Here is a 25588-nt window from a genome sequence, read left to right on the forward strand (position 1 = left end):
GGACCATTAAATCGTGAACAATCCCGGCGAAAATATACACATTGTTTCCTATTTGGGGCCAATAACGCTTGTCGGTGGCGCAGATTGTCGACAGCGCGACCTCGAAACCGCTTTTAATCTCGCTCCGGTGGTTATCGCAGCGGACGGCGGTGCGGAGCAAGTATTGGCTTCCGGACGGCTGCCGGAACGTGTCATCGGCGATCTCGATAGCCTTAAAGATAATCTGCATAGCAGACTTGGCAATATAATCGAGCATGTCGAGGAACAGGAGTTCACCGATTTCGAGAAGTGCTTACTCAGAGTGGATTCGCCGCGAGTCCTCGCTGTCGGTTTCATGGGCGGACGGATCGATCACCAGCTTTCGGTGCTCAATGTCATGGCCAAGCACATGCCGCGGATCATCGTGACGCTGAGCGCCGACGATGCGTGTGTGATGGTCTCGGAGGAGATTGCGTTCGATCTGCCCGCAGGAACGCGGCTATCGTTGATGCCTGTCGGGGAGTGCCGTGCGTGGACCGAAGGGCTGCGCTGGGATCTGGACGGCCAAGTGATGAAGCCAGACGGATTTCTGAGTGCATCCAACATGGTGGACGGCCCCGTGCGTATTCGTGCGGAGGGGCCAGTCCTTCTTGTGTTGCCGTCAGAGCATCTGCATGTGCTCTGGAAGGCGCTCAGCAGTTGGGAACGTTGACGGCGAGGCCGCCGAGAGACGTTTCCTTATACTTTGCATGCATGTCGTTGCCCGTCTGGCGCATCGTCTCGATCGCGGCGTCCAGCGGAACGAGGTGCGTGCCGTCGCCGCGCAGGGCGAGGGAGGCGGCTGACACAGCCTTGATCGCGCCGAGGCCATTGCGTTCGATGCAAGGCACCTGAACCAGACCGCGCACGGGATCGCAGGTCATCCCGAGGTGATGTTCGAGCGCGATCTCGGCCGCGTTCTCGATCTGCTCGGGTGTGCCACCCATCACGGCGCAGAGGCCCGCAGCGGCCATGGCAGAGGCGCTACCCACTTCAGCCTGACATCCGCATTCCGCACCCGAGATCGAGGCGTTGTATTTGATCAGGCCACCGATCGCGGCGGCGGTTAGCAGAAACTCGGGGATTTTCGACGATACAGCGCCCGGCACATGGTCGAGCCAGTAGCGCACCACGGCAGGCATCACGCCCGCAGCGCCGTTGGTCGGCGCGGTAACGACTTGGCCGCCCGCTGCGTTTTCTTCGTTCACAGCCATGGCGTAGGCGGCCATCCAGTCGTTGGCGACGTGGGGCGCAACCATGTTCAGGCCGCGCTCTGCCATCAGCTCATCATGGATACCCTTGGCACGGCGCTTCACATTCAGACCGCCCGGCAGGATACCGTCGGTCGTCAGACCGCGGTCAATGCAGTCGTTCATCACCTGCCAGATGCGGCTGACACCCTGATCGAGCTCGTTCACGCGGCGGCGGGAGGTTTCGTTCTTCTGCTTCATTTGCGCGATGCTGAGGCCGCTTTCCGCAGCCATATCAAGCATCTCTTTGGCACTTTTGAACGGGAAGGGAACGGCAGGGCCGTCGTCGGTGTCCTTGCCTTGCTCCAGTTCGGACGCGGTCAGAACAAATCCGCCGCCGACCGAGTAATATATCTCCTCGACAATCGTATCGCCCTGCGCATCGAGGCCGCTGATGACCATGCCGTTCGCATGGCCGGGCAGGTTGGGGCCGTAGTCAAAGATGATGTCGGTCTTGGGATCGAACGCCAGCGGGGGAAGACCATCGACGTGGATGACCTTTTCTTTGCGGAGGCGCTCCAGCTCGGCTTCGGCCTTTTCGGCGTCATAAGTGTCGGGCAGGAAACCGGCGAGGCCGAGGATCGTGGCGCGGTCGGTTGCGTGACCGACGCCGGTGAATGCCAGCGAGCCGTGCAGCGTGGCTTTGACGCCGTGCACATTGAACGGCTGGGCGCGCAGGAAGTCGAGGAAGCGTGCGCCGGCAACCATCGGACCCATCGTGTGGGAAGATGACGGGCCAACACCCACTTTGAACATATCGAAAACGGAGAGGAACATTTAGATGGCGCTCCCTTCGGGCGGCGTCGGGTAGGAAGGTGAAGAAAACGGTGTCTCGCCCAGACCTTCGGCCAATGCGGAGCGAATGGCGGAGGGGCGCGCCTCGAAATCGAGGCAGAATTCATTTAGCTGCGGCCAGCGCGTCAGGTCGAACCACGCGGTGTGGTCCTGCGGGTAAAGTGCCAGCCAGCGGAGCATCGGTGCCGCGTAGCATGACAGGGCCGAGGTCTTCGCAAGGTCGGGACCAGTTTCGAGGATCGTCAGCAAATCCGCAATCCGCGTCTTGGTCATCTCGCGAAAAGGTGCGTGTGCGGGCGAGAACTTCTCGGGATAGAATAGCATCCGCAGGGCAGGGTGCAGCGTATTCGCCAGCCAGAGCAGCCATTTCAGAAAGTCAGCACGCTCGGGGCTATCGACCGCTGGTGCCATCGCGCCATGGCGGTCGGCAAGCCACAGGAGGATCGCTGCTGTTTCGAACATCACGCCGTCGGGCGTCTCGAGCACTGGGATCAGGCCGTTGGGATTGAGCTTCAGGTAGCTTTCGGACTGCTGCTCTTTGGCGCTGCGATCGACCAGCGCGGTCTCGTACGCCACGCCTAGCTCCTCCAGCATCAGCCGGATGCAAAGCGAGGCGTTATCAGGTGCATAATGGAGGCGGTACGCTGTCGTCATGGGGCAGAGTGTATCAGCGAAGTGGCGGCCCAAACGTCGGATTGCGACGTTGGTTTCGGGAATTGCGCCCTGAGGGCTAACGTTTTTGAATTTGTCAGGCTTATCACAACACTCCGAAACACCTATAAGCACCGTGAATCCATGAGAGGTGCCCTATGTCCATTGATCTGTCGCCCATTGATAAGGCCAAGTTCGTCGCTGCAAAGCGCGCTGCACAATATGTCGAGAGCGGCATGAAAGTCGGTCTGGGTACCGGCTCGACCGCGTCTTGGCTGGTCAAATGTCTGGGTGAGATGGTCCGTGACGACGGGCTGAAGATCCAAGGCGTGCCGACTTCCTCGCGCACCGCTGCTCTCGCCCGCGAAGTCGGGATCGAGGTGATTTCGCTCGACGAGGCCAAGTGGCTGGACATCTGCATCGACGGCGCCGACGAGTTCGATCCGAACCTGAACCTGATCAAAGGCGGCGGCGGTGCCCACCTTCAGGAAAAGATCGTGGCGACCGCATCGGACCAGATGATCGTCATCACCGATGCGTCGAAGTCCGTTGAAACGCTGGGTGCTTTCCCGCTACCGCTCGAAGTTATTCCGTTCGGTTGGCAGACCACTAAGACGATTGTCGAAGAGGCTCTGGTCGGCATGGACGTGCTGGGTCGCAACGTGTCGCTGCGCATGAACGGCGATGCGCCTTACGTCACCGACGAAGGCAACCACATCCTCGACCTGCACCTCAACCGTATCGGCAACGCCCGTCAGCTCAGCCTCGTGCTGAACCAGATTCCGGGCGTCGTGGAAAACGGTCTCTTCATCGACATCTGCGATGCTGTCGTGATCGGCTACGGCGATGGCCGCGCCGAAGTGCGTGACATCAACAACGGAACGGTCGACGAGACGAAGTTCGACTTCCTCGCCGAAGACAACATCTTTGGTGACGTTGCAGAGTAAGCGCCGGGCGTGTGCGTGAGGGCAGATTGACCAAACGCACCCCCGATTACACATGCAAACCGACTGATATTTAACGAGCGGAGCAACTCATGTCCTTTGATTACGACCTCTTTGTCATTGGGGGCGGTTCCGGCGGTGTGCGCGCAGCACGCGTGGCATCCCAAGGCGGCGCGAAAGTCGCGCTGGCAGAAGAAGACCGTATGGGCGGCACCTGCGTCATTCGCGGGTGTGTCCCCAAGAAACTGATGGTCTTCGCATCCGAATACCACGACATCGTCGAAGACGCGAAAGCCTACGGTTGGGAGCTGGAACACGGCGAGTTCAACTGGGGCCTTTTCCGCGGCCACATGCACAAGGAACTCGACCGTCTTGAGGGCATCTACCGCAACATCCTCAAGAACAACGATGTGACCACCTACAACGCCCGTGCGACGCTGAAGGACGAACACACCGTTTCGCTGTCGACTGGTGAAGAGATCACCGCCAAGCACATCCTGATCGCCGTCGGCGGCCAGCCGGTTCGTCCGGACCTGCCGAATGCCGAGCTGGGTATCGTTTCGAACGACATCTTCCTGATGGACGAGATGCCGGGCAAGATCCTCATCATCGGCGGTGGCTACATCGCTTGTGAATTCGCGGGCATCCTCAACGGCCTTGGCGTCGATGTGACCCAGTTCTATCGCGGTGCGCAGATCCTTCGCGGCTTCGACGAAGAAGCGCGCGGCCTCATCGCCGACCAGATGCGCGAGAAAGGTATCAAACTGCATTGCGGCACCAATATCCTCGAGATGGAAAAGCGCGACGGCAAGATCTGGGTGAAGGGCACCAACGGCGAAGACACCTACGATCAGGTGCTGTTCGCAACGGGCCGTGCGCCGATGACCGATAATCTCGGCCTCGAAAAGGTGGGCGTCGAAACCGGCCGTCATGGCGAGATCAAGGTCGACGAGTACAGCCAGACCAACATCCCGTCGATCTACGCCGTGGGTGACGTGACCGACCGCGTCCAGCTCACCCCCGTCGCGATCCGCGAAGCGATGGCGTTTGTCGAGACTGTGTTCAACGGCAACCCGACCAGCCCCGATCATGACCTGATCCCGTCGGCAGTCTTTACCCAGCCGGAATTCGGCACCGTGGGCCTCAGCGAAGAAGCCGCGCGCGAGCAGGAGCCAATCGAGGTCTACTCGACCAGCTTCCGTCCGATGCAGACCATGTTCGCAGGCCGTCCCGACCGTGTTCTCATGAAACTCATCGTGTCGCAGGAAACCCGCAAGGTTCTGGGTTGTCACATCGTCGCACCGCACGCGGGCGAGATGATCCAGATCGCGGGCATCGCGGTGAAGATGGGCGCGACGAAAGAGGATTTCGACCGCGTTTGTGCCGTGCACCCGACGATGGCCGAAGAGCTCGTTACGATGAAGACTCCGACCCGAACTGCTTGAATTTTCCCCGCGCATTCCCAATTGTGCATAGGACTGCCCCGCGAGGGGTGCTGATAGGGAATGAACGAGGTTTATGGCTGGAAACAACGGAGGCCCTTGGGGCGGCGGAGGAAACCGCGGTGGTTCGAACGGCGGCGATGACAAAGATCGCCAGCGTCCGAACGGCGGTCGCCGCCCGAATGAAGGGCAAGCCCCCGAGATTGATCAACTGTTCAACAAGGGTCGTGACCGCCTGCGCGTACTGATGGGCGGCGACAACGGCCGCACCGGTAACGGCGGCGGCGGTTTTGGCGGAGGCAACTCCGGCGGACCCAAGCTCACAGGTGCAACCATCGGAATCGGCGCAGTTGTTGCCGTGCTCATCTGGGGCGCCGCGTCGTTCTATACGGTGCGCCCCGAACAGCAGTCCGTTGAGCTGTTTCTGGGCGAGTTCCATGACACCGGCCAGCCGGGTCTGAACTTCGCTCCGTGGCCGCTGATCACCCACGAAGTGCGTTCGGTCACGACTGAAAACACCATCGACATCGGCGCGCAATCGACTGGTGAGGACACCGGCCTCATGCTGACCGGTGACGAGAACATCGTGGACATCGACTTTCAAGTCGTCTGGAAGATCAAGGATCTGCCCGCGTTCATGTTCAACCTCGCGGATCCCGAAGCGACGATTGCCGCCGTGGCTGAATCCGCCATGCGTGAAATCGTGGCCCAGTCGGAACTGGCGCCGATCCTCAACACAGAACGTGGCGTGATCCAGACCCGTCTGACCGAAATGGTGCAGTCGACGCTCGATAGCTACGACAGTGGCGTCGATATTGTCCGTATCAACCTCGACCGCGTTGACCCGCCGCAGCCCGTTATCTCGTCGTTCTTCAAGGTGCAGGATGCCGAACAGGAACGGGCGCGTCTCCAGAACGTCGCGGACAAGTACTCGAACCAGGTTGTCGCCGAGGCTCGCGGTCAGGCCGCTCAGGACCTCGAAGAGGCCGAAGCTTACCGTGCCCGCGTGACCAACGCTGCGCAGGGTGAGGCCAGCCGCTTTACCTCGATCCTTGCCGAGTATCAGGCATCGCCGGACGTGACCCGTCGCCGTATGTATCTGGAGACAATGGAAGAGCTGCTCCAGTCGGTCGATCTGATGATCCTCGACCAGCCCGAAGGCCAAGGGCAGGGCGTTGTGCCTTACCTGCCGCTGAACGAGCTGCGCAGCAATAACGCCAACCGAACCACCGAACAGGGAGGGTCCAACTAATGCGTAAGGCATATGTAGCTCTCGGCGCGCTGGTAGTCGCAGGCGTCATCGCAGCATCGTCGATCTTTATCGTCGACGAACGTGAAAAAGCACTCGTCCTCCAGTTCGGCCAGATTGTTGGCGTGAAGGAAGAGCCCGGTATCGGTTTCAAAATTCCGGTCATTCAGGAAGTCGTCAAATATGACGACCGTATCCTGAGCCGTGACATGGCCGCCCTCGAAGTTATCGCATCGGACAGCCGCCGCATCGAAGTTGATGCATTCGCGCGCTACCGCATTGCGGACGTAGAGGACTTCCGCCGTGCGACGGGCTCGGGTGGCGAGCGTCAGGCATCTGCACGCCTCGATTCGATCCTGCGTACCGCGATCCGTAAAGTTCTGGGTACTGTGTCGTCGGCTGAAATCCTGTCGAGCGACCGTGACGCGCTCATGCAGCTCATCCGCGATGTTGCTGCGCCCGAAGCGGATTCGCTCGGTCTCCAGCTGATCGACGTGCGCCTCAAGCGTACCGACCTTCCGCCGGAAAACCTCGAGAAGACTTATGAGCGGATGATCGCTGAACGAGAACGTGAAGCGGCAGACGAGATCGCTCGTGGTAATGAAGCCGCTCAACGGATTCGCGCTGGGGCTGACCGTACGGTGACCGAACTTGTGTCGGACGCTCAACGTCAGGCCGAGATCATCCGCGGTGAGGCTGACGCCGAACGGACACGGATTTTTGCAGAGGCCTACGGGTCGGACGCGGAGTTCTTCGACTTTTATCGTTCGTTGCAGGCCTATCGCCGTGCGCTGGAAAGCGGGAATACGTCGATGGTGCTCACGCCGGATAGCGACTTCTTCAGTTATCTGGAATCTGCAACGGGAAACGCTGAATGATTTTGATGCTGCTGCAAGCTGCGGCTGGTGTACTGATCGTAGAGGGGCTGGCGTACGCGCTGGCCCCTAAACTAGTTGAGCAGATGCTCGAACAGATGCGGGAAGTCCCGCTCGAACGTCGTCGCTGGATCGGACTGGTGTCCTTCGCAGCGGGTCTCATCGTCCTCACCCTCTTATAACGAGCCGGAGACCGGATTTCACACCCTGTTGAGACTTATGTTTCAAGGGTTGAGTGGACGGCTCCCTTGCTTAGACTCCGGTCATTACGGGGCGTTTGGGGGCCCCGCTCAAATGGACAAGGAGAGTCCCTGTGAAATCGAATGCCTTTGCGCTTGATCGCCGGACCGGTGGCCAAAACTCACTCATGGCCCTGTTTCTGGCGGCATTTTTTGTGCTGACGCAGGCAGTCGCCGGACAGGCTCAGGACAATCGCCCTGTGTCGTTCGCCGATTTGGCCGATCGCGTCAGCCCCGCAGTGGTGAACATCACCACTTCGACGATGGTCTCGACCAATATGGACGGCCAACCCGGAATGCCGGGCAGCCCGTTCGAAGACTTCTTTAAAGATTTCCAGAATCAGGGTCCGCAGCGTTCGTCTGCACTCGGTTCGGGCTTTGTCATTTCGCCCGACGGCTACATCGTGACCAACAACCACGTCATCGAAGGCGCGGACGAGATCCAGATCGAGTTCTTTCCGGGTGGTGAAGACCCGCTCGAAGCCGTTCTGATCGGTACTGACCCGAACACCGACATCGCGCTGCTGAAGGTCGAAGCGACCGATCTGCCCTACGTTTCGTTCGGTGACAGCGACGCGTCGCGCGTCGGCGACTGGGTCATGGCTGTCGGTAACCCGCTCGGTCAGGGCTTCTCGGTTTCTGCCGGTATCGTTTCGGCCCGTAATCGCGAGCTTTCGGGCACCTATGACGACTACATCCAGACCGACGCGGCGATCAACCGTGGTAACTCGGGCGGCCCGCTGTTCAATATGGATGGCGATGTTGTCGGCGTGAACACCGCGATCCTGTCGCCCAACGGCGGTTCGATCGGTATCGGTTTCTCGATGGCATCGAACGTTGTGACCAAGGTTGTCGACCAGCTTCAGGAGTTCGGTGAAACCCGCCGCGGCTGGCTCGGTGTTCGCATTCAGGACGTATCGCCTGACATGGTCGACGCGATCGACGGTCTGCAATCGGTTGCCGGTGCGTTGGTGACTTCGGTTCCCGAGGGTCCGGCAATGGAAGCCGGTGTCGAAGCCGGTGACGTGATCCTCACGTTCGATGGCCGCGAAGTCGCCGACACCCGCGAACTGGTCCGCATCGTGGCCGACTCGCCCGTTGGTGCCGAAGTGGTCATGAACGTCCTGCGTGACGGTGAGAACGTCGAACTGACCGTTGTCCTCGGTCGCCGCGAAGAAGCCCAAGGCGCGATCCCGGCTTCGGCTGAGAACCCGAAGGGTGCTCCGTCGACCGGCGAGGTGCTCGGCCTGACGCTTTCGGCTGTGAACGAAGATGCGATCGCGCAGTTCGACCTCGACCCGCAGACCGAGGGCCTCGTGATCGTGGGCGTTGACCCGATGTCGGACGCTGCCGAGAATGGCCTTCAGGTCGGTGACGTCATCACCGAAGCTGGCCAGATGGCCGTGTCGACCGTCGCCGAGTTCGAAGACCGCGTTTCGGCTGCAAAGGACGAGGGCCGCAAGTCGCTGCTGATCCTCGTGAACCGCGACAACATGGCCCGCTTCCTTGCGCTGAGCCTCGTCGAATAATTGCCGCACATATCTTCCTGAAAGGGCGCCCGTTGCGGCGCCCTATCTTTTTGCGCGAACGGGGCGTATGCAGAGGGCGGCTCCGGTAGCCAGCCGTCCGCGCCTTCGGGTGGGGTGAATACCGGGTAACTTAGCTTTTTTGCCCCTATGACGCGGCGGATTGGCAATGCGGACACCTCCGAACGACCCGCGTCCCGCAGGGACAAAGATGAATTATCAAGACCTTACCCCCGTTTTCGCCACAGCGCCGACGCTGAAACTCCGAGCCCGCCGTTTGCGCGAAGGGACCGAGATGACCCACGCGGAATCGCTGGAGGCGCTCGCCCACGAATACGGTCTCAAAGACTGGAATACGCTGTCGGCCAAAGCCGCGCCCCCGCCGACCCTGCACGGCCTCGGTGCAGGGGACCGCATCCCGGGCCCCCACATGAGCAAGCCGTTCACTGGCGTCGTCAAAGGCCTGCGAAGCTCGTTCGCGGGCGTGGTACATCACATCGTCATCCGTTTCGATGAACCTGTCGATGTGTCGAAGTCGGCGCTGATGCAGATCCCGCGTCACCAAATCCAGTTCGAGATCAACGACGACGGCATCACGGACGGCCACACCTCTGACGGGGTGCCGTATCTGGTGTTGGAGCTTTAGATCCCTAGCTCTTCGCTCGTCAGCGGTACGAGGCCAAGCTCTCGTGCTGTGCGGATATCTAGCAGCGGGCTATCGAGGCCCTTCTGCCGCTGATAGCTGCGGATGGCATCGGTGGTGCGGCTGTCGAGAATGCCGTCAATCTCGCCTCTAAAATGGCCGCGCACGGTGAGCGCGCGTTGGAGCGAGGCCACGAACGGCGCGTCCATACTGGCGGGGCAGACGGACTCGAACAGAACCTCGCGCCGTTCCCGCACAATCCGCTGGCGCGTCACGGTGCGGTAGGCGGCAGGAGCCACCACGGTGCCGTCGGTATGCACCTCGGCGGGCTGCACCATGACGTGTTCGGTCACGGTTTCCAGCACCGCAGGCGTCACGTCGCGGCCATAGCAATGGCCATCGGAATCGTGGCTGATCTGCGCATCGGCAAAGGGCGGGGGATTCGACAAGGGCGGCAGTCCGTCCGCGCAAGCAGCCAGTACCGGACCCGCAAGTGCGATCAGATAGGCGGGAAATTTCATGGCTGCTCTGCTTTGCCTCTTGTTTCGAGTACCTTAGCCGACTTTGGCGGCCTCAGGCAAATTTTACGCGATCCGTTGAAACCTACCTATCGAGGGCTGGCGAACGACGCGCGATATACCTAGATTGGCGCAAACTCCTCAGATGAAGGGCCGACAATGGCTAAGATTACATACATCGAGCACAATGGAACCGAGCACCAGATCGACGTGAAGAACGGTATGACCGTGATGGAAGGCGCTCGCGACAACGGTATTCCGGGGATCGAGGCCGACTGCGGCGGCGCATGTGCCTGCTCCACCTGCCACGTCTACGTCGATCCGGCATGGACCGACCGCGTGCCGTCGATGGAGCCGATGGAAGAGGACATGCTCGATTTCGCCTACGAGGTCGATTCGAACACCTCGCGCCTGTCCTGCCAGATCAAGGTCAAAGACGAACTGGACGGTCTCGTCGTGCGTATGCCGGAGCGTCAAATCTGATGCGTCTCGCTGCGCTCCTTCTTTTGCTGCCGGGCATTGTTCAGGCAGAGGTACAGGGGGCGCAGCTACTCGCGCCGACGACCCGTTATGGGCATGGTGCGCTGACGAATGGCGAATATGCCATTCTCGAAGTCGAGACCGATAGCGGCTCGTACCAGTTCTCGTTCCTTGATGGTGTGTTCGAAGACGAAGCGCCGCGTCTGTTCGACCTGAACGGCGACGGCAATCCCGAAGTCATCACGGTCCGCAGCGATGAAACCGTGGGCGCGATGATCGACATCTACGGCGAGCTGCCGGACGGCTCGGTCGCGGGCGTGCTGCAGTCGCCGCCTGTCGGTCAGAAATACCGCTGGTATGCGGTTGCTGGCATGGGCGATTTCGACGGTGATGGTGCTGTCGAGGTGGCTTTTGTCGACCGTCCGCACCTCGCAAAGACCCTACAGATCGCGCAGGTCGACGAGGTTGACGGGACGTGGACTTGGACGCCTGAAGCGTCGATTGCCAACCTCACCAATCACAAAATCCAGACGCCCCATATCGAGGGCGGGGTGGATTGCGACGGAACGCTTTGGCTCGCGAACGGCGCGTGGACGCGGATCATGCAGGTGACGTTCGATGGCACTCAGTACATCGCCACGGACGTCGGCGCTTATGACGCCGACACGCTCGCGAATAACTCAAACTGCGAGTGATGCCATCACGATCAGCGCGGCGATCTCGCTGATCTGCTGCGTGGCGCCGAGGACATCTCCTGTCTGACCGCCGATCTTGTTCATCGCAATTTTACTGCACCCGAGTGTCAGCAGGGCCAGCACGACAAACAGCATGATACTGGCCCAAGGCGCGCAGAGCACGGCAACAGCGAGGCCAGCAATGAGCGCGCCGCCGAAGACTTCCTTGGGCGGGCGACCGACGCTGTGTGAGAGGCCATTGCCCCGCGCGTTGTCATGCCAGTGCATCAGCGCCACCATAGGCACGCGCGAGGTCGCAGCGGCAACCAGCAGAACGCCCCAGAGGTGCCCAAGCGTCATCAAATAGGACAGCGCCACGAACCGCGCGAGCAAGCTGAAGCCGAGCGCGAGAACGCCGTAAGTGCCGATGCGGCTGTCCTTCATGATCTCCAGACGGCGCTCGACCGTCCAGCCGCCCCAGAAGCCGTCGGCCACGTCCGCCAGACCGTCCTCGTGCATTGCGCCCGTGACGACGACCTGCACCGCGATGACGATGATCGCCGCGATGTTGACGGGCACGCCCAGCCATAGCGCGATGCTTCCTGCCAGCGCGGCGCAGAACGCGGCGGCTAGTCCGGCGATGGGGTAGGCCCATGCGGCCAAGGCACCACGGCTGAACTCTTCATCGGCGAGCTTGACGGGCAGGCGGGTCAGGAGCGCGATGGCGATCAGGACATCACGCGGCGCGAAGCGCTTCATGTCGGCATTTGGCATCGGTGTGACCTTTCTGACCTTTCATTTGTTGGCACGAGAGTTATTGAAGAGCGATCAAGACTTCAATGAGGACGACATGGGCACCCCATTTTCCAATCTGAACGAGTTCCGTGATATTCTCGCACAGTTTTCCGCGATCGATACGGCAGCGATGGACGGGGCCGTTGCCCGCAACGCGATGCTGACGAAACCAGGCGGTGCGCTCGGACGGCTCGAAGAGATTGCGATCTGGTACGCAGGCTGGCGCGGCAACCCGCGCCCCGCGCTGGAAAAGCCCCAAGTCATCGTCTTTGCCGGCAACCATGGCGTCTGCGCCAAGGGCATTTCGGCCTTCCCGCCGGAAGTGACCGTGCAGATGGTCGCCAATTTCGAACACGGCGGCGCGGCGATCAACCAGCTGTCCAAAGCGTTCGGCGCTGAGATGTCGGTCGTTCCGCTCGATCTCGATACCCCGACTGCCGACTTTTCCGAAGGCCCCGCGATGACCGAAGACGAAGTCATCGCCGCGCTTTCCGCCGGTTGGGACGCCGTGAACCCTGACGCCGACCTGTTGGTCGTCGGCGAGATGGGCATCGGCAACACCACTGCCGCCGCTGCGGTTGCCTACGCGCTGTACGGTGGCGAGGCCGAAGAATGGGTCGGTCGCGGAACGGGCGTTGATAATTCCGGCCTCAAGCGCAAGACCCGCGTGGTCGAAATGGGCATCCGTGCGAACCCGTCGACCAAAGAGGACGCGCTCGAAGCGCTCCGCTGCGTGGGTGGACGCGAACTTGCCGGTATGACTGGCGCGATTGCTGCCGCCCGCTATCACCGCATTCCCGTGATCCTCGATGGGTTTATCTGCACCGCATCGGCGGCTGTGCTCGAAGTTGCTGCCGAAGGTGCGCTGGATCACTGCATCGCGGGCCATGTCAGCGCAGAGGCCGCGCATCCGCGCCTGTTGAAAAAGCTGAACAAAGAGCCGCTGCTCGCGCTCTGCCTGCGTCTGGGCGAAGGCTCGGGCGCGGCGCTGGCAATCGGCGTGCTGAAAGGCGCGATCGCCTGCCACTCTGGCATGGCGACCTTTGACGAAGCTGGCGTCTCGGACGGTTAACCGTCCGCCTGCGGAGATTTGGGAGCGTCGCTTTTGCGGGGCTCCCCGATCTTGTCCTTGATCTGCTCCATGGCGCGTTCGCGGCTCTCGATCGACAGTTCGAGCTCCGAGTTCAATTCCTGTGCCTTCTTCATGTAGGCGCCGTTCTGGGTCGGCGGCAGATCGGGACGCCAGAGCTCGGCCAGTTCCTTCATCATCGAACGGTCGTGATGATAGAACACGGCCTCGGCCTCAGCCGCCTCGTATTCCGACAGACCCAGATTTTCGAGCGCATAACGCCCTGCGCGGAGCGAGCTGTCGAACAGCTCGCGCACGATGTCATCCGCGCCAGCCGCGTATAGCTCATAAACATGCTGGCGGTCTCGCGCGCGGGCGACGATGTGGATGTCGGGGCGCATCTTGCGCGCGTCCTTGACCAGCTTTGTCGCCTTCTCGCGGCCATCGACGGCAACAACCAGTACCTTGGCCGACTGGATGCCAGCGGCCTTCAGCAGGTCAGGGCGGGTCGGATCGCCAAAGAAGCCTTTGAACCCGAACTTGCGCATCATCTGCACCGTTTCGAGGTCGGAATCGAGGATCACGGTCGAGAAGCCTGCGCTCTGCACAAGGCGGTTCACGACCTGCCCGAAACGCCCGATGCCCGCGATGATGACGGTGCCCTGTTCGTCGATCTCGTCCGCTGCGACCTCTTCTGCGTCGGTCAGGTCCAGCTTTTTGCGGCGGTGTTCGTAGTAGATGAACAGCAGCGGCGTGATCAGCATCGATAGCGCGATGATCAGGATCAGCTTCTGCCCGAGGCCCGGCGACAACGCTCCAAGGCCCAGCGCGAAGGAGACAAGCACGAAACCGAATTCACCCGCTTGACCGAGGCTGAGCGCAAAGAGCCAGCGGTTCTCCGAACGCAGACGCCAGAAGGTCGCGAGGGCGTAGAGGATACCGACCTTCACAGCGATCAGCAGCAGCGTCAGCGACATGATCCGCACAGGGTCAGCAAAGAACGCACTAACGTCGAAGCCAGCGCCGACCGTGATGAAGAACAGGCCGAGCAGCAGACCCTTGAACGGCTCAAGGTCCGACTCCAGTTCGTGGCGGAATTCGGAGTTCGCCAGCACCACACCCGCAAGGAACGTACCCAGCGCGGGGGAGAGACCGACCATCTCCATCAGGACCGCAATCGCGACGACCATGAGGAGCGCCAGCGCGGTGTACATTTCGCGCAGCTTGGCTTGGTGAATGTATCGGAAGACGGGCTTGGTTAGGAAGACACCCGCAAGGATGATCGCCAGCACAGCGCCGAGCGTCACCAGCGTGACGCCCCAACCGGGCAGGCCCTCAACCAAAGAAAACGCCGCATGGTGGTCGTTGTTGTCGTGAGCGCGCAGCATAGAGCCGTCGGGCGAGAAGTGCACCAACTGCTTGGTCGCGAGCAGCGGCAGCAGCGCCAGCATCGGGATCACCGCGATATCCTGAGTCAGCAGAACGGCGAAGACATTGCGGCCACCCTGTGTCTGCACGAGGTTCTTTTCCGTCAACGTTTGCAGGACGATAGCGGTCGAAGATAGCGCAAGGATCATGCCGATCGCGATAGAGTCGAACAGCGTCTCGTTCATCAGATACGCCAGACCCGTCAGCGCGGCACCGGTGAGCAACACCTGCATCCCGCCGAGGCCCAGAAGCTTCAGCCGCATGTCCCAAAGGGTGCGCGGGGTAAGCTCCAGACCAATCAGGAACAGCATCATCACTACGCCGAATTCGGCAAAGTGCTGAAGGTCCTCACTTTCGTTTCCGACAAGGCCGAAGATCGGGCCGATCACGATCCCCGCCGCGAGGTAGCCGAGCACGGACCCAAGGCCGAGACGCGCTGCGAGGGGGACTGCAATGACTGCGGCGCCGAGGTAAATCGTCGCCTGAAAAAGAAATGAATCCATGTGCCGGACCGTCTGTAATCGTTACCTGAAACAGTAACATGAATGCGGAAATGTCGAAATCTGTTCCTAGGTCGCGGGTCAGTCGGGCATCGTCAGGCCGTAAAGTCGGCCACGTTTGCTGAAGTTAAGGGCGGTTTCGCTAATCGCCGTGACCTGACCACCGTCGAGCGTATCGCCAACCGACACGGTCGTGATGCTGCCGTTGGACAGGCGCACCACGGCAATGCGCGAGCTGTTCGTGCCGCGCGTGCCGAGAAGCAGCATGTTGCGCAGGCTGACCGCGTTGTCTTCGGTCGCGGCTGCGGCTACGCCGCCAGCAACCGGTCCGGTCGGAGACATGATGGATTGCTGCGGCGTCTGGATGACGGGGCGGGTCGCTGCAGCGACGATCTGGTCGAAGTTGCTCGGCCGACGGCGTGGTCCCATCGCGCTTTCGACGGCGAGCGCAGTGGCACTCTCCAGCGGATCGGGCGCATTGGCGATGGCTTCGGCAAGGGCGGCGATCTCGGCCTCTTCCTCGCTCTCCAACTCGTCCGCAAAGGCAGCGGCAAGGTCGGCGGGGCGAGCACGCGGGGCAGGGTAGACTGGCCCAGAAAGATCTACCTCCTCGTCGCTCTCGGGACGCTCCGCAGGGCGCAGCGCAGAGATCGGGACACCGCCTGCGGTCACTTGCGGCTCTACCGGTTCTTGCGGCGGGGCGTCCTCGGCGGGGATCTCCGCGGCGGCGAGTTGGACCTCGGGCTCAGCGGTTTCTTCGGCGATCTCGCCAGAGCCGGGACGCAGGCGGGGCGCGTCGACGACAGCGGCCAAAGGCGCGGGAATTTCGGGGTCGGTTGGACGGAAGCGCGGGATCACATCGGGTGCGCGGGCATAGACCATGACGCCCGTTGGCATCATCGTCCCTTCGGCCGACGCGAGGATAAAGCCGCGTTCGTCGCGGGGGTAGGTCGAACCAGCGGGCGGCGGCGTCATTTGCAGCGGTAGCGCAGGATCGGCCTGAGCGCTCGCCAGTACGATCTCGGACTGTTCCGGCACGCCGATGGTGTCGACCGTGGCGACGTTGAACGCAAAATCCTCGCTGCGCGGCGTCAGCGGCAATCGCGGCGCGCGCTGCCAGACGCGGGTCAGCTCGTACTGCTCTTCCGCTTCAGCGGGCGAGAGCGGGCGGCTGCCTTCGGGCAATTCGACGCGCAGATTGGTTTTCGGTAGAACGGTCGGCGGGAGGAGTTCGGTTTCCTCTACCTCTGCAATGTCCGCCTCGATCTCTTCGTCCACTGACGGCTCGTCGACCACGTCGGCAATCGCTTGCTCGGTCGTGTCCCGACCGAAAAGGGCAGAGACCTTTTCGGGATTGAACGCTGCCCAAGCGCCGACGGCAGCGAGGAAGACCAGCAGGATGGCCAACAGAACTGCCATCAACCCCGGACGCATGGTGGAACGAGGCAAGGCCGCCGTGCCCGTGGTCGGTTCAGGCTCACTCGGCGCAGTAAAGTCGGTGACCGGCACGGCCGTGATCCGCAGTTTCGGCGTCTCGGCCGGCGGAGTAGGCGCCGCAGCCGCGACGCCCGACATGCGAATGGCAGAGGGGCTCTGCCGCTTGGTGGCCTCGGGCTCAGGTTTGTTGCGGCTGCTGAAAACCACCTGCGGTGCGGGCTCTTCGACCGGCGCTTCGGCGGGTTTGCCCTCGACCTTGCCGACAACGACCACGGGCGCGGGATCGCGTTCGATCACTTCGCCTTTGGTGATCAGCGCATCGGCCAATGCGGTACGTCCGAAGAACGGCTCGCCGTTAAATGTACCGGCCTCTGGCACCGCCGCAAAGCAGACCGCATCGAACCCGTGTTCGAGCGCGAACCCCTCCGCTTCGGTCAGGGTCTCCTTCGCAACGGCGGCCACGTAGGTCACGCCTTCGCCGCGGCTGTAATCGACCTTCAGCTCGTCCCGCGAGTAGGGCGTAGTGCCGTCCAGTTCCGCAAAAATAGCGTCTTCATCGGCAGTCGCATCACTGAGGCTCAGATACTTGATCTGGTCATTCGGGATCAGGATTTTTACGCGGGCAGGCCCGTCCGACAGGCGCTCGGCCTTCAAGCGCAACTCTTCCAGCGCCGCATCCATCCCGTCCGCGCCGAACGCAGCTTCCCCAACAAGAAGCCAGCCGTCCTGACTGCGCTGGAGCAGGCGGATGCCCTCAAACGATAGGGATAGAGCGAAATTCGGTGTCATGGTACGGGCTTAGCACGTTAGGTCGGTCCGGCAAATGTAAACGCCCCACAACTGGCAGGCTATAGCAACTTCCCGCCCACACAAAGATTTTAATCACGCGCCTCTTCCCCGCATTCGCGGCGCGCATAGGTTAGTGCGCAGAACAGGGAAGAGGACATTTCAATGAATACCTTTCTGACACTTGCCTCCGCAGGCCTGCTTGCAGGCGCGCCGCTCGTCGTGGCCGCGCAGGATGCTCAAACCGGAACACTGACGACAACGGGCATGGCTCAAGTCGAAGCCCCCGCCGATATGGCCACCGTGACCCTCGGCGTCGAGGCGCAGGGCGAAACCTCGGGCGAGGTGCTCGACAGCACGAGCGAAGCCGCCGAGGCTATCCTCGCGGCGCTCAAGGAAAACGGTATCGCCACTGAAGACATCCGGACCGGCTCTGTCTCGCTGATCCCGCGCTATGGAAACCGCGATGACGGGTCGATGGACTTTGGTGAAATCCGTGGCTACTCGGCGTCGAACACCGTGACTTTCGACGTGCATGACCTGACGACTCTCGGCGACCTTATCTCCGAAGTCGTCGGTAGCGGCGCGAATACGCTACAAGGCGTCAGCTTCGGCCTCGATGACGATCAGGATCTGCGCGATCAGGCTCGCACCGAAGCCGTTCAGGACGCCATGCGCCGCGCGCAGGTGCTGGCGGAGGCCGCAAGCATCTCGCTTGGCGGTATCCAGTCAATCGTCGATGGTGATGCCGGATACAATGGTGGCCCGTCCCCGATGTACCGCATGTCCGCAGCCGACGCGCCCGAACGTTCCGTCCCGCTCGAGCCAGGCAACATCACCGTCACGCAATCGGTCACGATGAGCTGGACGATCGGCGAGTAAACCGCGTTCTTTTCATTCTGATAAAAATACCTCGGGGGCGCGGGGGCAGCGCCCCCGCACTCACCGCATCCAGAAGCCGTTGGCTTTAATCTTGTTGCGGATTTGCTGTTCGCGGTGGGGCAGGTTGCTCTGATCGAACAGCGCCCGCACTTTCTCGCCGCGGCCCTGATACACCATGCGTTTGATCGGCTCGTGCGACTTCAGCACCTTCTTGACCTTATTGGGGCTGGTAACCCGTCCCAAAACGTCGATCACCCGATCGCTTTCGCGCGCGTAGAGCAGCGGGAACATGCGGTAATGGCAGGTGACGTCACCATCAAGCCCATCCAGTTCCGGTCCCGGACGTCCGCCGCCCAGTGAATGGATCACCAGTGGCAGCACCACCTGATCGAGCCACGGGTCGAGCGATTGGACGACAAGCTCTTCTGGGCGGTTGTCACGCACCTCCAGCGCCCAGTTCAGGAAGCGCTCGCGGAACACGGCAGGGTCTTTGTAGAAGAACCAGCCCGCGTTGAAATAGAGATACCGGCGCCAGTATTCATCCGGTTGCGACAGGTCGAGCGAGCTTTCGAAGTCCAAATCGAACCGATCATAGAGCGACTTCCAGATCGCGGTATATCCATCCCAGTATAGCTCTTCCTGCGGCCACGTCCCTTCGCGGCGCATCGAAGCGGCGGGGTGGTCGAAGTTGATGTCCAGCTTTCCCAGATCGTCGAGGATCAGCGTGTCCGTGTCGAAGAACATGAACGGCTCGCCTTCGGGCAAGACGCTCAGACCTTCGATCTTGTTGCCATAGGGGTAGGCTTCTCCGAAATGGCGGCTCTCGAACGGCAGGATTTCAGCACCCAGATCGATCAGCGCGGCGCGAACGTCCGCGTTCATCGTCGGGTCGAAACTCCATTTCGGGCCCGGCTGCGGCTCTACGACGATCAGGCTACCTTTGAAGTTCGGCGACATTTCGCGAAGCGACGCAGCGAATAGAACCGCCTCGTACGACAGGCGACCCTTCTGGCCGACGATCATGATGTTGAAATCGGAGGATTTTGTCATGAGCCCAGTCGTAGGCCCATTTCGCTCAATCTGGAAGAGTATTTCGGCAATCGGCTTATTGCCGCAAAGCGCCAACATCAGCCGCTAAGCTGTTGTTGAGAACCACCAATTTCGAAGAGGAAAGTGGTGGGCGACCCTGGAATCGAACCAGGCATGGGTCTCCCCGGCGGAGTTACAGTCCGCTGCCGCACCTTGCAGCACGTCGCCCGTCAGAGGCATCAACCTCGTCTGTGGGGCGCTGTCTAAGGCTGAGTGCAGGGAGCGTCAACACCAAAATTTATAGAAATGTCATTGGGCTTGTTACTCGCCGCACTTCGTCGCATGTAGAGGTAAGCAAACAAGGGATTCCGACATGAAAAAGCCGAAGTGGGTTATCGAAAAAGAGCAAGCCAAACGCGCTGCCGCAAGCGAAACTGTTTGGCTCTTCGGTCTGCACGCCGTGCGTGATGCGCTGATGAATCCGGCGCGCGAGCGTCTGCGACTCGTCGTGACGAAAAATGCTGAAGCCAAGCTGGCTGAAGCCATCGCGCAATCGGGCATGGAGCCGGAGATTTCGGACCCTCGCAAATTCGCCGCTCCCATTGATCCTGAATCGGTCCACCAAGGCGCGGCGCTCGAAGTCAAACCGCTCGACTGGGGCACGCTCGAAGATGCGTCGATGCGCGAAGGGTCGGGGCCTGCTCGAATCGTCCTACTCGACCGTGTGACCGATCCGCATAACGTCGGTGCGATCCTGCGTTCGGCGGAAGTGTTCGGTGCCCGCGCTGTTGTTGGTGTCCAGCGTCACTCTGCTCCTGAAACCGGTTCGCTTGCCAAGACCGCCAGCGGTGCGCTTGAACGCCAGCCGTATTTGCGTATCCGCAACCTCGCCGATGGCATCGAAGAACTGCAAAAGCTCGGCTACTACGTGGTTGGCCTTGACGGTGAAGCGACGCAGACCATCGAGGAAGCGCTCGAAGGCCGCACGGATCGTCCGGTCGCACTGGTCCTCGGAGCCGAAGGTCCGGGCCTGCGCGAGAAAACCAAGGAAACCGTGGACGCGCTGGTGCGTATCGACTTTGCGGGCGGTTTCGGATCGCTTAACGTCTCCAACGCCGCAGCTGTGGCGCTCTATGCTGCGCGCGCTAAGTAATTGCCTCTTATCACAAAAACATGAGCGGCCTTTAAAGATCACGGAACGCGCTTACATCAGTGAATATCGGAGGGGAGCGGAACACCCCCTCACCGACTCACTGTCCCTCGTTCCACAACTTTCAGCGCCCTCGGTTTTTGTTCACCTAGGGCGCTTTTTTATGGCGGAGGTCCAATGCCCCAAACTGTCGATGACACCCTGATCCGTGACGTTCTGGGCAATGCCCGCACCATTGCTGTGGTCGGTGCGTCCGCAAACGAAGAGCGCCCGAGCAACTTTGTCGCGGCGTTTCTGCAAAGTCGCGGCTATCGCATCTTTCCGGTGAACCCCGGTCTGGCGGGGCAGGAGCTTCTGGGTGAAACCGTCTACGGCTCGCTCGCGGACATTCCGCATGACGTGGACATGATCGACGTGTTCCGCAAATCGGACGCCGTGCCTGCGATCGTTGATGAGGCGCTGGAGCGTTGGCCCGACCTTAAGTCGGTCTGGATGCAGATTGGCGTGCAGAACGACGAAGCTGCCGACAAGGCCGAAGCGCGCGGCGTTAAGGTCGTGCAGAACCGCTGTCCGAAGGTGGAGTTTCCGCGCCTCTTCGGAAGCGCGAAAGTCTCCGAGCTTTAACGCGAGGCTTTTTCGGCGATGCCGGACTGGTGCGTTCTGCGGTCCAGTTCGGCTTCGATATCGGCCAGCGTGATGTCGCGCGCGGCACACATGACCAGCAGGTGATAGAGGCTATCGGCCGCTTCGGAAATCAGACCCTCGCGGTTGCCCTTGGCGGCTTCGATGATGGCCTCGATGGCTTCCTCACCGAATTTCTCAGCACATTTCTCAGGCCCTTTGGCGAACAGTTTCGCAGTCCACGAGCTTTCGGGATCGGCGCCTTTGCGCGACTGGATGGTCTTGTCGAGATCGTAGATGGACATCAGAGCCTCACCGGAATGCCAGCGGCAGCCATGTGAGCCTTGGCCTCGCCGATTGTGTAAGTGCCGAAGTGGAAGATGGACGCCGCCAGAACCGCCGACGCGCCGCCTTCGGTAACGCCTTCGACAAGGTGATCGAGGTTGCCCACGCCGCCCGATGCGATGACGGGAATGTCGACCGCGTCGGAGATCGCTTTGGTCAGCGGCAGGTTAAAGCCCGCTTTGGTGCCGTCGCGGTCCATCGAGGTCAGCAGCAGTTCGCCCGCGCCTTTTTCCATCGCCGTGATGGCGAATTCGACGGCGTCGATGCCGGTCGGTTTGCGGCCACCGTGGGTGAAGATTTCCCAACGGCCCGGCTCCACGGTCTTGGCGTCTATGGCGCAGACGATGCACTGCGAGCCAAAGCGCATGGCGGCATCGGTCAGCACGTCGGGGTCGGCCACAGCGGCGGAGTTGAAGGACACCTTGTCAGCGCCCGCGAGCAGCAGCGCACGCACATCGTTGTGCGTCCGAACGCCGCCGCCGACGGTGAGGGGCATGAAACACGCCTCTGCCGTGCGGGTCACCAGATCGAACATGGTGCCGCGGTTTTCGTGGGTCGCGTGGATGTCGAGGAAACACAGCTCGTCCGCACCTGCGGCGTCATATGCTTTGGCCGCTTCGACGGGATCTCCGGCGTCGATCAGATCAACGAAGTTGACCCCTTTGACCACGCGCCCGTCGGCAACGTCGAGGCAGGGAATGATCCGTGTTTTCAGCATGGCAAGCTCTCCGGCTGGAATTGCCCCAGTCTGTAAAGGGCAGGGGCGGTCGATGCAACGATCACCGCTTGCGGCGGCGCAAGATCAGGAAGTCGACGAGCAGAAGGACAGCCAGAAGGGCGATCAGAACACCGCCGACAGGGATGGTCGCAATCGCTAGCCAGCCGAGCATCGTGGCGAAGGTCAGCGTCGGCCCCCAGTCGGTGCCGCCGATCATACAGACCTCGACGGAATTCTCGCTCAGGCTACAGTCGAAAACGTTGGCCACCGCGATGCCCCAGATGAGGGACACCAGCGGAAACGCACAAATAGCGATGCCTACGATCAGAACGATGTAGGCGGCTTTCTTCAAGCCTTCAGCACTTTCAGCGCTTGGCCCAGATCAATCGCGCCGTCATAGAGCGCGCGGCCCGAGATTGCGCCGTTCAGCGGTGCGCCGCAATTTTTCAGGTTCTGAAGGTCTTCGATGGACGATACGCCGCCCGACGCGATGACCGGAATAGAGACGGCATTCGCGAGCGCGGCGGTCTCTTCGACGTTCGGGCCTTGCATCGCGCCGTCACGGTTGATGTCGGTGTAGATGATCGCGGCAACGCCTGCGTCCTCGAACGAACGGGCGAGGTCGGTGGCGTTCACATTGGTCTCTTCGGCCCAACCTTTGGTCGCGACCATACCCTTGCGGGCGTCGATGCCGACAGCAACATGACCGGGGAATGCCTTGGCCGCTTCGCGCACTAGATCGGGGTTCTCCACCGCTACGGTGCCGAGGATTACCCGTTCGAGGCCCTTGTCCAGCCAGCGTTCAATGGTGGCCATGTCGCGGATACCGCCGCCGAGCTGGGCGGGAACCTTGCACTGCTTCAGGATCTCTTCGACAGGCGCGGCGTTGACGGGCTCGCCCGCGAATGCGCCATTCAGATCGACGAGGTGGAGCCATTCACAGCCCGCGTTCACGAACTCCAGCGCCTGCGCGGCGGGGTTTTCGTTGAAGACCGTGGCCTGATCCATCTCGCCCTTGTAGAGGCGCACTGCGTTACCGTCTTTAAGGTCGATAGCGGGGTAGAGGATCATGCGAGGCATCCTTTCAAACTATGTTGGCGCCGTTATGCACGGGTGACGGCAGAATGCAACGAACCCAACGTCACGCTTGTCCAGAATCACAGTTCGCGCTCAGGCTGCCCTCAGTTATGGGAGGAACCATTATGAAGAAATTTGCACTAGCCGCGCTGATGGCTGTTGGCCTTGCCGGCGCTGCTGCCGCCGACCCGATCGAGGGCACCTGGCAGACCCAGCCCGACGACGGCGCATTCGCATTCGTCGAAATCAGCCCGTGCGGTCCGGCTTTCTGCGGCGTGATTGCACGCACCTTCAATGCCGACGGTGAATACCAGTCCGAAAACATCGGCCGCCAGCTGGTGATCGACATGGTCCCGCAGGGTGAGGGCGAGTATCGCGGCAACGTCTGGCGCCCGTCGAACAACAAGATTTACATCGGTAAGATCAACCTGAACGGTGACCAGATGGAGCTGAAGGGCTGTATCGCGGGCGGTCTGCTGTGCTCGGCCCAGAACTGGGTTCGCCGCTAAGCCAAATACCTACCGCTCAATGAAAATGCGCCGCGATCAATTCGCGGCGCATTCGTTTTTGAGTGGCAGTTATCAGGCTACTGCGCTTGCATTGCTTTGCCGTGCGAATGACATCGGCATGTGCGAAAGGCGCTTTGCCTCTGCGATTTCACCGATAGCCAGTCTGATGTTGCGTACGTCCGGATGGACAAGCGCACGGCGACGCGCACCGTCTTTCCACTGGAACGACACAAGCAGGTTGTCGTCGTCGAGCCAACGCACAAAAACAGGTGCGTCGGTAAGATAGCCGAGCCTCAGAAGCACTGCGAGGTGGTAAGCCACCATCTCGTCCAGCATTTCGTGTTGGTCAGCATAGGCCTTGTAGGCCACGATCGAACGATCGCCCATGGTCTCCTCCCCATTGTCCTACAATGGAAGGATAGTCACCCCAATGAAACAATATTACAATAGTTAAGGTTTCCACGATAGGAAATTGGCGATGAGCCGCAGTCCCGTGGCTTGGCTTTTCTCCGGGTGGAACTGGGTGCCGATGACGTTGTCACGGCCGACAATGGCAGTGATATCACCGGCATAGTCGACGTGCGCGATGCGCTCGGCAGGGTTTTTAACCCGCATATGATAGCTGTGCACGAAATAGGCATGATCGCCCGTAGCGATGCCGTCGAGCACAGGGTGTGGGTTGTCGATGACGAGGTCGTTCCAACCCATGTGGGGTACCTTGAGCGACTCGTCCGAGGGGGCGATCTTCACGATGTCGCCGCCGATCCAGTCGAAACCGGCGGTCTCTTCGTATTCGTGGCCCGTGGTCGCGAGCATCTGCATCCCGACGCAAATGCCGAGGAACGGCTTGCCGCCCTTGGTCACGGCTTCGTCGATAGCCTCTGCCAGACCGCCCATATCGCTGAGCGCCTTGCGGCACGCCGGAAACGCGCCATCGCCCGGCAGGACGATACGGTCGGCCTTGGCGACAACATCAGGCTCGGAGGTGACCACGACAGTGCCGTGGCCAGCCTCGTTTGCCATGCGCTCGAATGCTTTCTGGGCCGAGTGCAGGTTGCCGCTGTCGTAGTCTACAAGCGCGATGAGGCTCATAGCGCACCCTTGGTCGAGGGCAGGGCGGCCGACATTCGCGGATCGGTCTCGACGGCCATACGCAGCGCTTTGGCGAGCGCTTTGAACGCGGCTTCGGCAATGTGGTGGCTGTTCACGCCGTGCACGAGGTCGACGTGCAGGGTGATGCCGCCGTGCAGGCTGATAGCCTGAAAGAACTCGCGCACCAGTTCGGTGTCGAAAGTGCCGATTTGCGACGCGGTGAAGGGGCAGTTCCAGACAAGATAGGAGCGGCCCGACAAATCGAGGGCGCAGCGCACCTGCGTGTCGTCCATCGCCAGCGCGAAGTGGCCGTAGCGGTTGATGCCCTTCTTGTCGCCGAGCGCTTTGACCAGTGCCTGACCGATAGCGATGCCGGTGTCTTCGACGGTGTGATGGTCGTCGATGTGGTAGTCGCCCTTGGCGCGGATGGTCATGTCGATCAGCGAGTGACGCGACAACTGGTCCAGCATGTGGTCGAAGAAACCAACGCCGGTCTGGTTGTCGTAAGTGCCCGTGCCGTCGAGGTTGATTTCGACCTCGATAGACGTTTCGGACGTGGAACGCGTGATCTTTGCGGTGCGCATGGGGCCTCCGGATAATGCTCAGCGGCTTATAGAACGGGGCAGGGGCAAGGCCAAGCTTTTCTAGGGAGCTGGGGCGCTGCCCCTCTTGGCCTGCGGCCAATTCACCCCGGGATATTTGCAGCACAAAGGTGAGGGAGCACGGGGCCGGAAAACAAAAACGGCGCCCGAAGGCGCCGCGTTTTGATTGGAGCGGGCGAGGCGATTCGAACGCCCGACCCTAACCTTGGCAAGGTTATGCTCTACCCCTGAGCTACGCCCGCAC

29 protein-coding genes and 2 tRNA genes are annotated in these 25588 nt (G+C 61.2%); 15 read left to right on the forward strand and 16 right to left on the reverse strand.

Annotated elements, in window-relative coordinates:
* Window positions 1–13 precede the first annotated feature (13 nt).
* The gene (locus HCZ30_RS08325; RefSeq protein WP_167637818.1) at window positions 14–691 is read left to right on the forward strand and encodes a thiamine diphosphokinase; all 678 of its coding nucleotides are present in this window, start codon (window positions 14–16) and stop codon (window positions 689–691) included.
* On the opposite strand, the gene HCZ30_RS08330 is transcribed toward HCZ30_RS08325, so the two are convergent.
* Window positions 672–2045: an L-serine ammonia-lyase gene (locus HCZ30_RS08330; protein WP_167637819.1), complete on the reverse strand. Its 1374-nt coding sequence runs from the start codon at window positions 2043–2045 to the stop codon at window positions 672–674. The two genes, HCZ30_RS08325 and HCZ30_RS08330, sit on opposite strands and share 20 nt — an antisense overlap.
* Window positions 2046–2717: a glutathione S-transferase family protein gene (locus HCZ30_RS08335; protein WP_167637820.1), complete on the reverse strand. Its 672-nt coding sequence runs from the start codon at window positions 2715–2717 to the stop codon at window positions 2046–2048.
* A 155-nt stretch (window positions 2718–2872) separates the two neighbouring features.
* Here HCZ30_RS08335 and rpiA point away from each other — a divergent pair, with 155 nt between their 5' ends.
* The 7 genes from rpiA (at window position 2873) to HCZ30_RS08370 (ending at window position 9635) form a co-directional block, all read left to right on the forward strand.
* Window positions 2873–3661, forward strand: a complete 789-nt coding sequence (gene rpiA / locus HCZ30_RS08340; protein ID WP_167637821.1) for a ribose-5-phosphate isomerase RpiA — start codon at window positions 2873–2875, stop codon at window positions 3659–3661.
* Window positions 3662–3750: 89 nt separating this feature from the next.
* Complete coding sequence (gene gor / locus HCZ30_RS08345) at window positions 3751–5103, forward strand: glutathione-disulfide reductase (RefSeq protein WP_167637822.1); 1353 nt, start codon at window positions 3751–3753, stop codon at window positions 5101–5103.
* A 73-nt stretch (window positions 5104–5176) separates the two neighbouring features.
* Complete coding sequence (hflK, locus tag HCZ30_RS08350; RefSeq protein WP_167637823.1) at window positions 5177–6352, forward strand: FtsH protease activity modulator HflK; 1176 nt, start codon at window positions 5177–5179, stop codon at window positions 6350–6352.
* Complete coding sequence (gene hflC, locus HCZ30_RS08355) at window positions 6352–7227, forward strand: protease modulator HflC (RefSeq protein WP_167637824.1); 876 nt, start codon at window positions 6352–6354, stop codon at window positions 7225–7227. Before hflK ends, hflC begins: the two co-directional genes overlap by 1 nt.
* Window positions 7224–7406, forward strand: coding sequence for a DUF2065 domain-containing protein (locus HCZ30_RS08360; protein ID WP_228069028.1), 183 nt, complete (start codon window positions 7224–7226; stop codon window positions 7404–7406). Before hflC ends, HCZ30_RS08360 begins: the two co-directional genes overlap by 4 nt.
* A 185-nt stretch (window positions 7407–7591) precedes the next feature.
* A complete protein-coding gene (locus tag HCZ30_RS08365) occupies window positions 7592–8992 on the forward strand; it encodes a Do family serine endopeptidase (protein ID WP_167637862.1) in 1401 nt (466 codons plus the stop codon).
* Window positions 8993–9200: 208 nt separating this feature from the next.
* Window positions 9201–9635: a glyoxalase superfamily protein gene (locus tag HCZ30_RS08370; RefSeq protein WP_167637825.1), complete on the forward strand. Its 435-nt coding sequence runs from the start codon at window positions 9201–9203 to the stop codon at window positions 9633–9635.
* On the opposite strand, the gene HCZ30_RS08375 is transcribed toward HCZ30_RS08370, so the two are convergent.
* On the reverse strand, window positions 9632–10153 hold the full coding sequence (locus HCZ30_RS08375; protein ID WP_167637826.1) for a peptidoglycan-binding domain-containing protein: 522 nt from the start codon (window positions 10151–10153) through the stop codon (window positions 9632–9634). The two genes, HCZ30_RS08370 and HCZ30_RS08375, sit on opposite strands and share 4 nt — an antisense overlap.
* Window positions 10154–10309: 156 nt before the next feature.
* Between HCZ30_RS08375 and HCZ30_RS08380 the strand changes: the two genes are divergently transcribed.
* Together HCZ30_RS08380 and HCZ30_RS08385 are read left to right on the forward strand one after the other, a co-directional pair.
* Window positions 10310–10633, forward strand: coding sequence for a 2Fe-2S iron-sulfur cluster-binding protein (locus tag HCZ30_RS08380; protein WP_167637827.1), 324 nt, complete (start codon window positions 10310–10312; stop codon window positions 10631–10633).
* Window positions 10633–11325, forward strand: coding sequence for a VCBS repeat-containing protein (locus HCZ30_RS08385; RefSeq protein ID WP_167637828.1), 693 nt, complete (start codon window positions 10633–10635; stop codon window positions 11323–11325). Before HCZ30_RS08380 ends, HCZ30_RS08385 begins: the two co-directional genes overlap by 1 nt.
* On the opposite strand, the gene cobS is transcribed toward HCZ30_RS08385, so the two are convergent.
* Window positions 11311–12078: an adenosylcobinamide-GDP ribazoletransferase gene (cobS, locus tag HCZ30_RS08390; protein ID WP_167637829.1), complete on the reverse strand. Its 768-nt coding sequence runs from the start codon at window positions 12076–12078 to the stop codon at window positions 11311–11313. The genes HCZ30_RS08385 and cobS overlap by 15 nt on opposite strands.
* A gap of 76 nt (window positions 12079–12154) precedes the next feature.
* Between cobS and cobT the strand changes: the two genes are divergently transcribed.
* The gene (gene cobT / locus HCZ30_RS08395) at window positions 12155–13171 is read left to right on the forward strand and encodes a nicotinate-nucleotide--dimethylbenzimidazole phosphoribosyltransferase (protein ID WP_167637830.1); all 1017 of its coding nucleotides are present in this window, start codon (window positions 12155–12157) and stop codon (window positions 13169–13171) included.
* Here cobT and HCZ30_RS08400 read toward each other — a convergent pair.
* Window positions 13168–15099 carry a monovalent cation:proton antiporter-2 (CPA2) family protein gene (locus HCZ30_RS08400; RefSeq protein WP_167637831.1) on the reverse strand — a complete coding sequence of 644 codons (1932 nt, stop codon included), beginning with the start codon at window positions 15097–15099 and terminating at the stop codon, window positions 13168–13170. The genes cobT and HCZ30_RS08400 overlap by 4 nt on opposite strands.
* Window positions 15100–15177: 78 nt before the next feature.
* Complete coding sequence (locus tag HCZ30_RS08405; protein ID WP_167637832.1) at window positions 15178–17322, reverse strand: hypothetical protein; 2145 nt, start codon at window positions 17320–17322, stop codon at window positions 15178–15180.
* A 162-nt stretch (window positions 17323–17484) separates the two neighbouring features.
* Here HCZ30_RS08405 and HCZ30_RS08410 point away from each other — a divergent pair, with 162 nt between their 5' ends.
* Window positions 17485–18201 (forward strand): SIMPL domain-containing protein, encoded by a 717-nt coding sequence (locus HCZ30_RS08410; RefSeq protein ID WP_167637833.1) that lies wholly within the window; start codon window positions 17485–17487, stop codon window positions 18199–18201.
* Between the two features lie 60 nt (window positions 18202–18261).
* On the opposite strand, the gene HCZ30_RS08415 is transcribed toward HCZ30_RS08410, so the two are convergent.
* Both HCZ30_RS08415 and HCZ30_RS08420 read right to left on the reverse strand, forming a co-directional pair.
* On the reverse strand, window positions 18262–19251 hold the full coding sequence (locus tag HCZ30_RS08415; protein ID WP_167637834.1) for a hypothetical protein: 990 nt from the start codon (window positions 19249–19251) through the stop codon (window positions 18262–18264).
* Window positions 19252–19375: 124 nt separating this feature from the next.
* Window positions 19376–19459: transfer RNA gene (locus HCZ30_RS08420), tRNA-Tyr, on the reverse strand.
* Window positions 19460–19603: 144 nt separating this feature from the next.
* Here HCZ30_RS08420 and rlmB point away from each other — a divergent pair.
* Window positions 19604–20383 carry a 23S rRNA (guanosine(2251)-2'-O)-methyltransferase RlmB gene (gene rlmB / locus HCZ30_RS08425; protein ID WP_167637835.1) on the forward strand — a complete coding sequence of 260 codons (780 nt, stop codon included), beginning with the start codon at window positions 19604–19606 and terminating at the stop codon, window positions 20381–20383.
* Window positions 20384–20557: 174 nt separating this feature from the next.
* Window positions 20558–21004: a CoA-binding protein gene (locus HCZ30_RS08430; protein ID WP_167637836.1), complete on the forward strand. Its 447-nt coding sequence runs from the start codon at window positions 20558–20560 to the stop codon at window positions 21002–21004.
* On the opposite strand, the gene HCZ30_RS08435 is transcribed toward HCZ30_RS08430, so the two are convergent.
* The 4 genes from HCZ30_RS08435 to hisA all read right to left on the reverse strand — a co-directional run bounded on the left by HCZ30_RS08435 (window position 21001) and on the right by hisA (window position 23135).
* On the reverse strand, window positions 21001–21306 hold the full coding sequence (locus HCZ30_RS08435; protein ID WP_167637837.1) for a phosphoribosyl-ATP diphosphatase: 306 nt from the start codon (window positions 21304–21306) through the stop codon (window positions 21001–21003). The genes HCZ30_RS08430 and HCZ30_RS08435 overlap by 4 nt on opposite strands.
* Entirely contained in the window at window positions 21306–22064 is a 759-nt protein-coding gene (hisF, locus tag HCZ30_RS08440) for an imidazole glycerol phosphate synthase subunit HisF (protein ID WP_167637838.1), read from the reverse strand. The genes HCZ30_RS08435 and hisF overlap by 1 nt, the downstream gene beginning before the upstream one ends.
* 61 nt (window positions 22065–22125) lie before the next feature.
* Window positions 22126–22416, reverse strand: coding sequence for a hypothetical protein (locus tag HCZ30_RS08445; RefSeq protein ID WP_167637839.1), 291 nt, complete (start codon window positions 22414–22416; stop codon window positions 22126–22128).
* Window positions 22413–23135 carry a 1-(5-phosphoribosyl)-5-[(5-phosphoribosylamino)methylideneamino]imidazole-4-carboxamide isomerase gene (hisA, locus tag HCZ30_RS08450; protein WP_167637840.1) on the reverse strand — a complete coding sequence of 241 codons (723 nt, stop codon included), beginning with the start codon at window positions 23133–23135 and terminating at the stop codon, window positions 22413–22415. The genes HCZ30_RS08445 and hisA overlap by 4 nt, the downstream gene beginning before the upstream one ends.
* Before the next feature lie 131 nt (window positions 23136–23266).
* On the opposite strand from hisA, the gene HCZ30_RS08455 reads away from it, so the two are divergent.
* Window positions 23267–23650, forward strand: coding sequence for a DUF2147 domain-containing protein (locus HCZ30_RS08455; protein ID WP_167637841.1), 384 nt, complete (start codon window positions 23267–23269; stop codon window positions 23648–23650).
* Window positions 23651–23722: 72 nt separating this feature from the next.
* Here the strand turns inward: HCZ30_RS08455 and HCZ30_RS08460 are convergent, their stop codons facing one another.
* The 4 genes from HCZ30_RS08460 to HCZ30_RS08475 all read right to left on the reverse strand — a co-directional run bounded on the left by HCZ30_RS08460 (window position 23723) and on the right by HCZ30_RS08475 (window position 25586).
* The gene (locus HCZ30_RS08460; RefSeq protein WP_167637842.1) at window positions 23723–24037 is read right to left on the reverse strand and encodes a hypothetical protein; all 315 of its coding nucleotides are present in this window, start codon (window positions 24035–24037) and stop codon (window positions 23723–23725) included.
* Between the two features lie 63 nt (window positions 24038–24100).
* Window positions 24101–24742 carry an imidazole glycerol phosphate synthase subunit HisH gene (gene hisH, locus HCZ30_RS08465; RefSeq protein WP_167637843.1) on the reverse strand — a complete coding sequence of 214 codons (642 nt, stop codon included), beginning with the start codon at window positions 24740–24742 and terminating at the stop codon, window positions 24101–24103.
* Entirely contained in the window at window positions 24739–25326 is a 588-nt protein-coding gene (gene hisB, locus HCZ30_RS08470) for an imidazoleglycerol-phosphate dehydratase HisB (protein WP_167637844.1), read from the reverse strand. Before hisB ends, hisH begins: the two co-directional genes overlap by 4 nt.
* Window positions 25327–25511: 185 nt before the next feature.
* Window positions 25512–25586 (reverse strand) — tRNA-Gly (locus HCZ30_RS08475).
* Window positions 25587–25588: the final 2 nt, after the last annotated feature.

This window comes from Marivivens donghaensis (assembly GCF_011806565.1).
GTDB classification, from domain to species: Bacteria; Pseudomonadota; Alphaproteobacteria; order Rhodobacterales; family Rhodobacteraceae; genus Marivivens; species Marivivens donghaensis_A.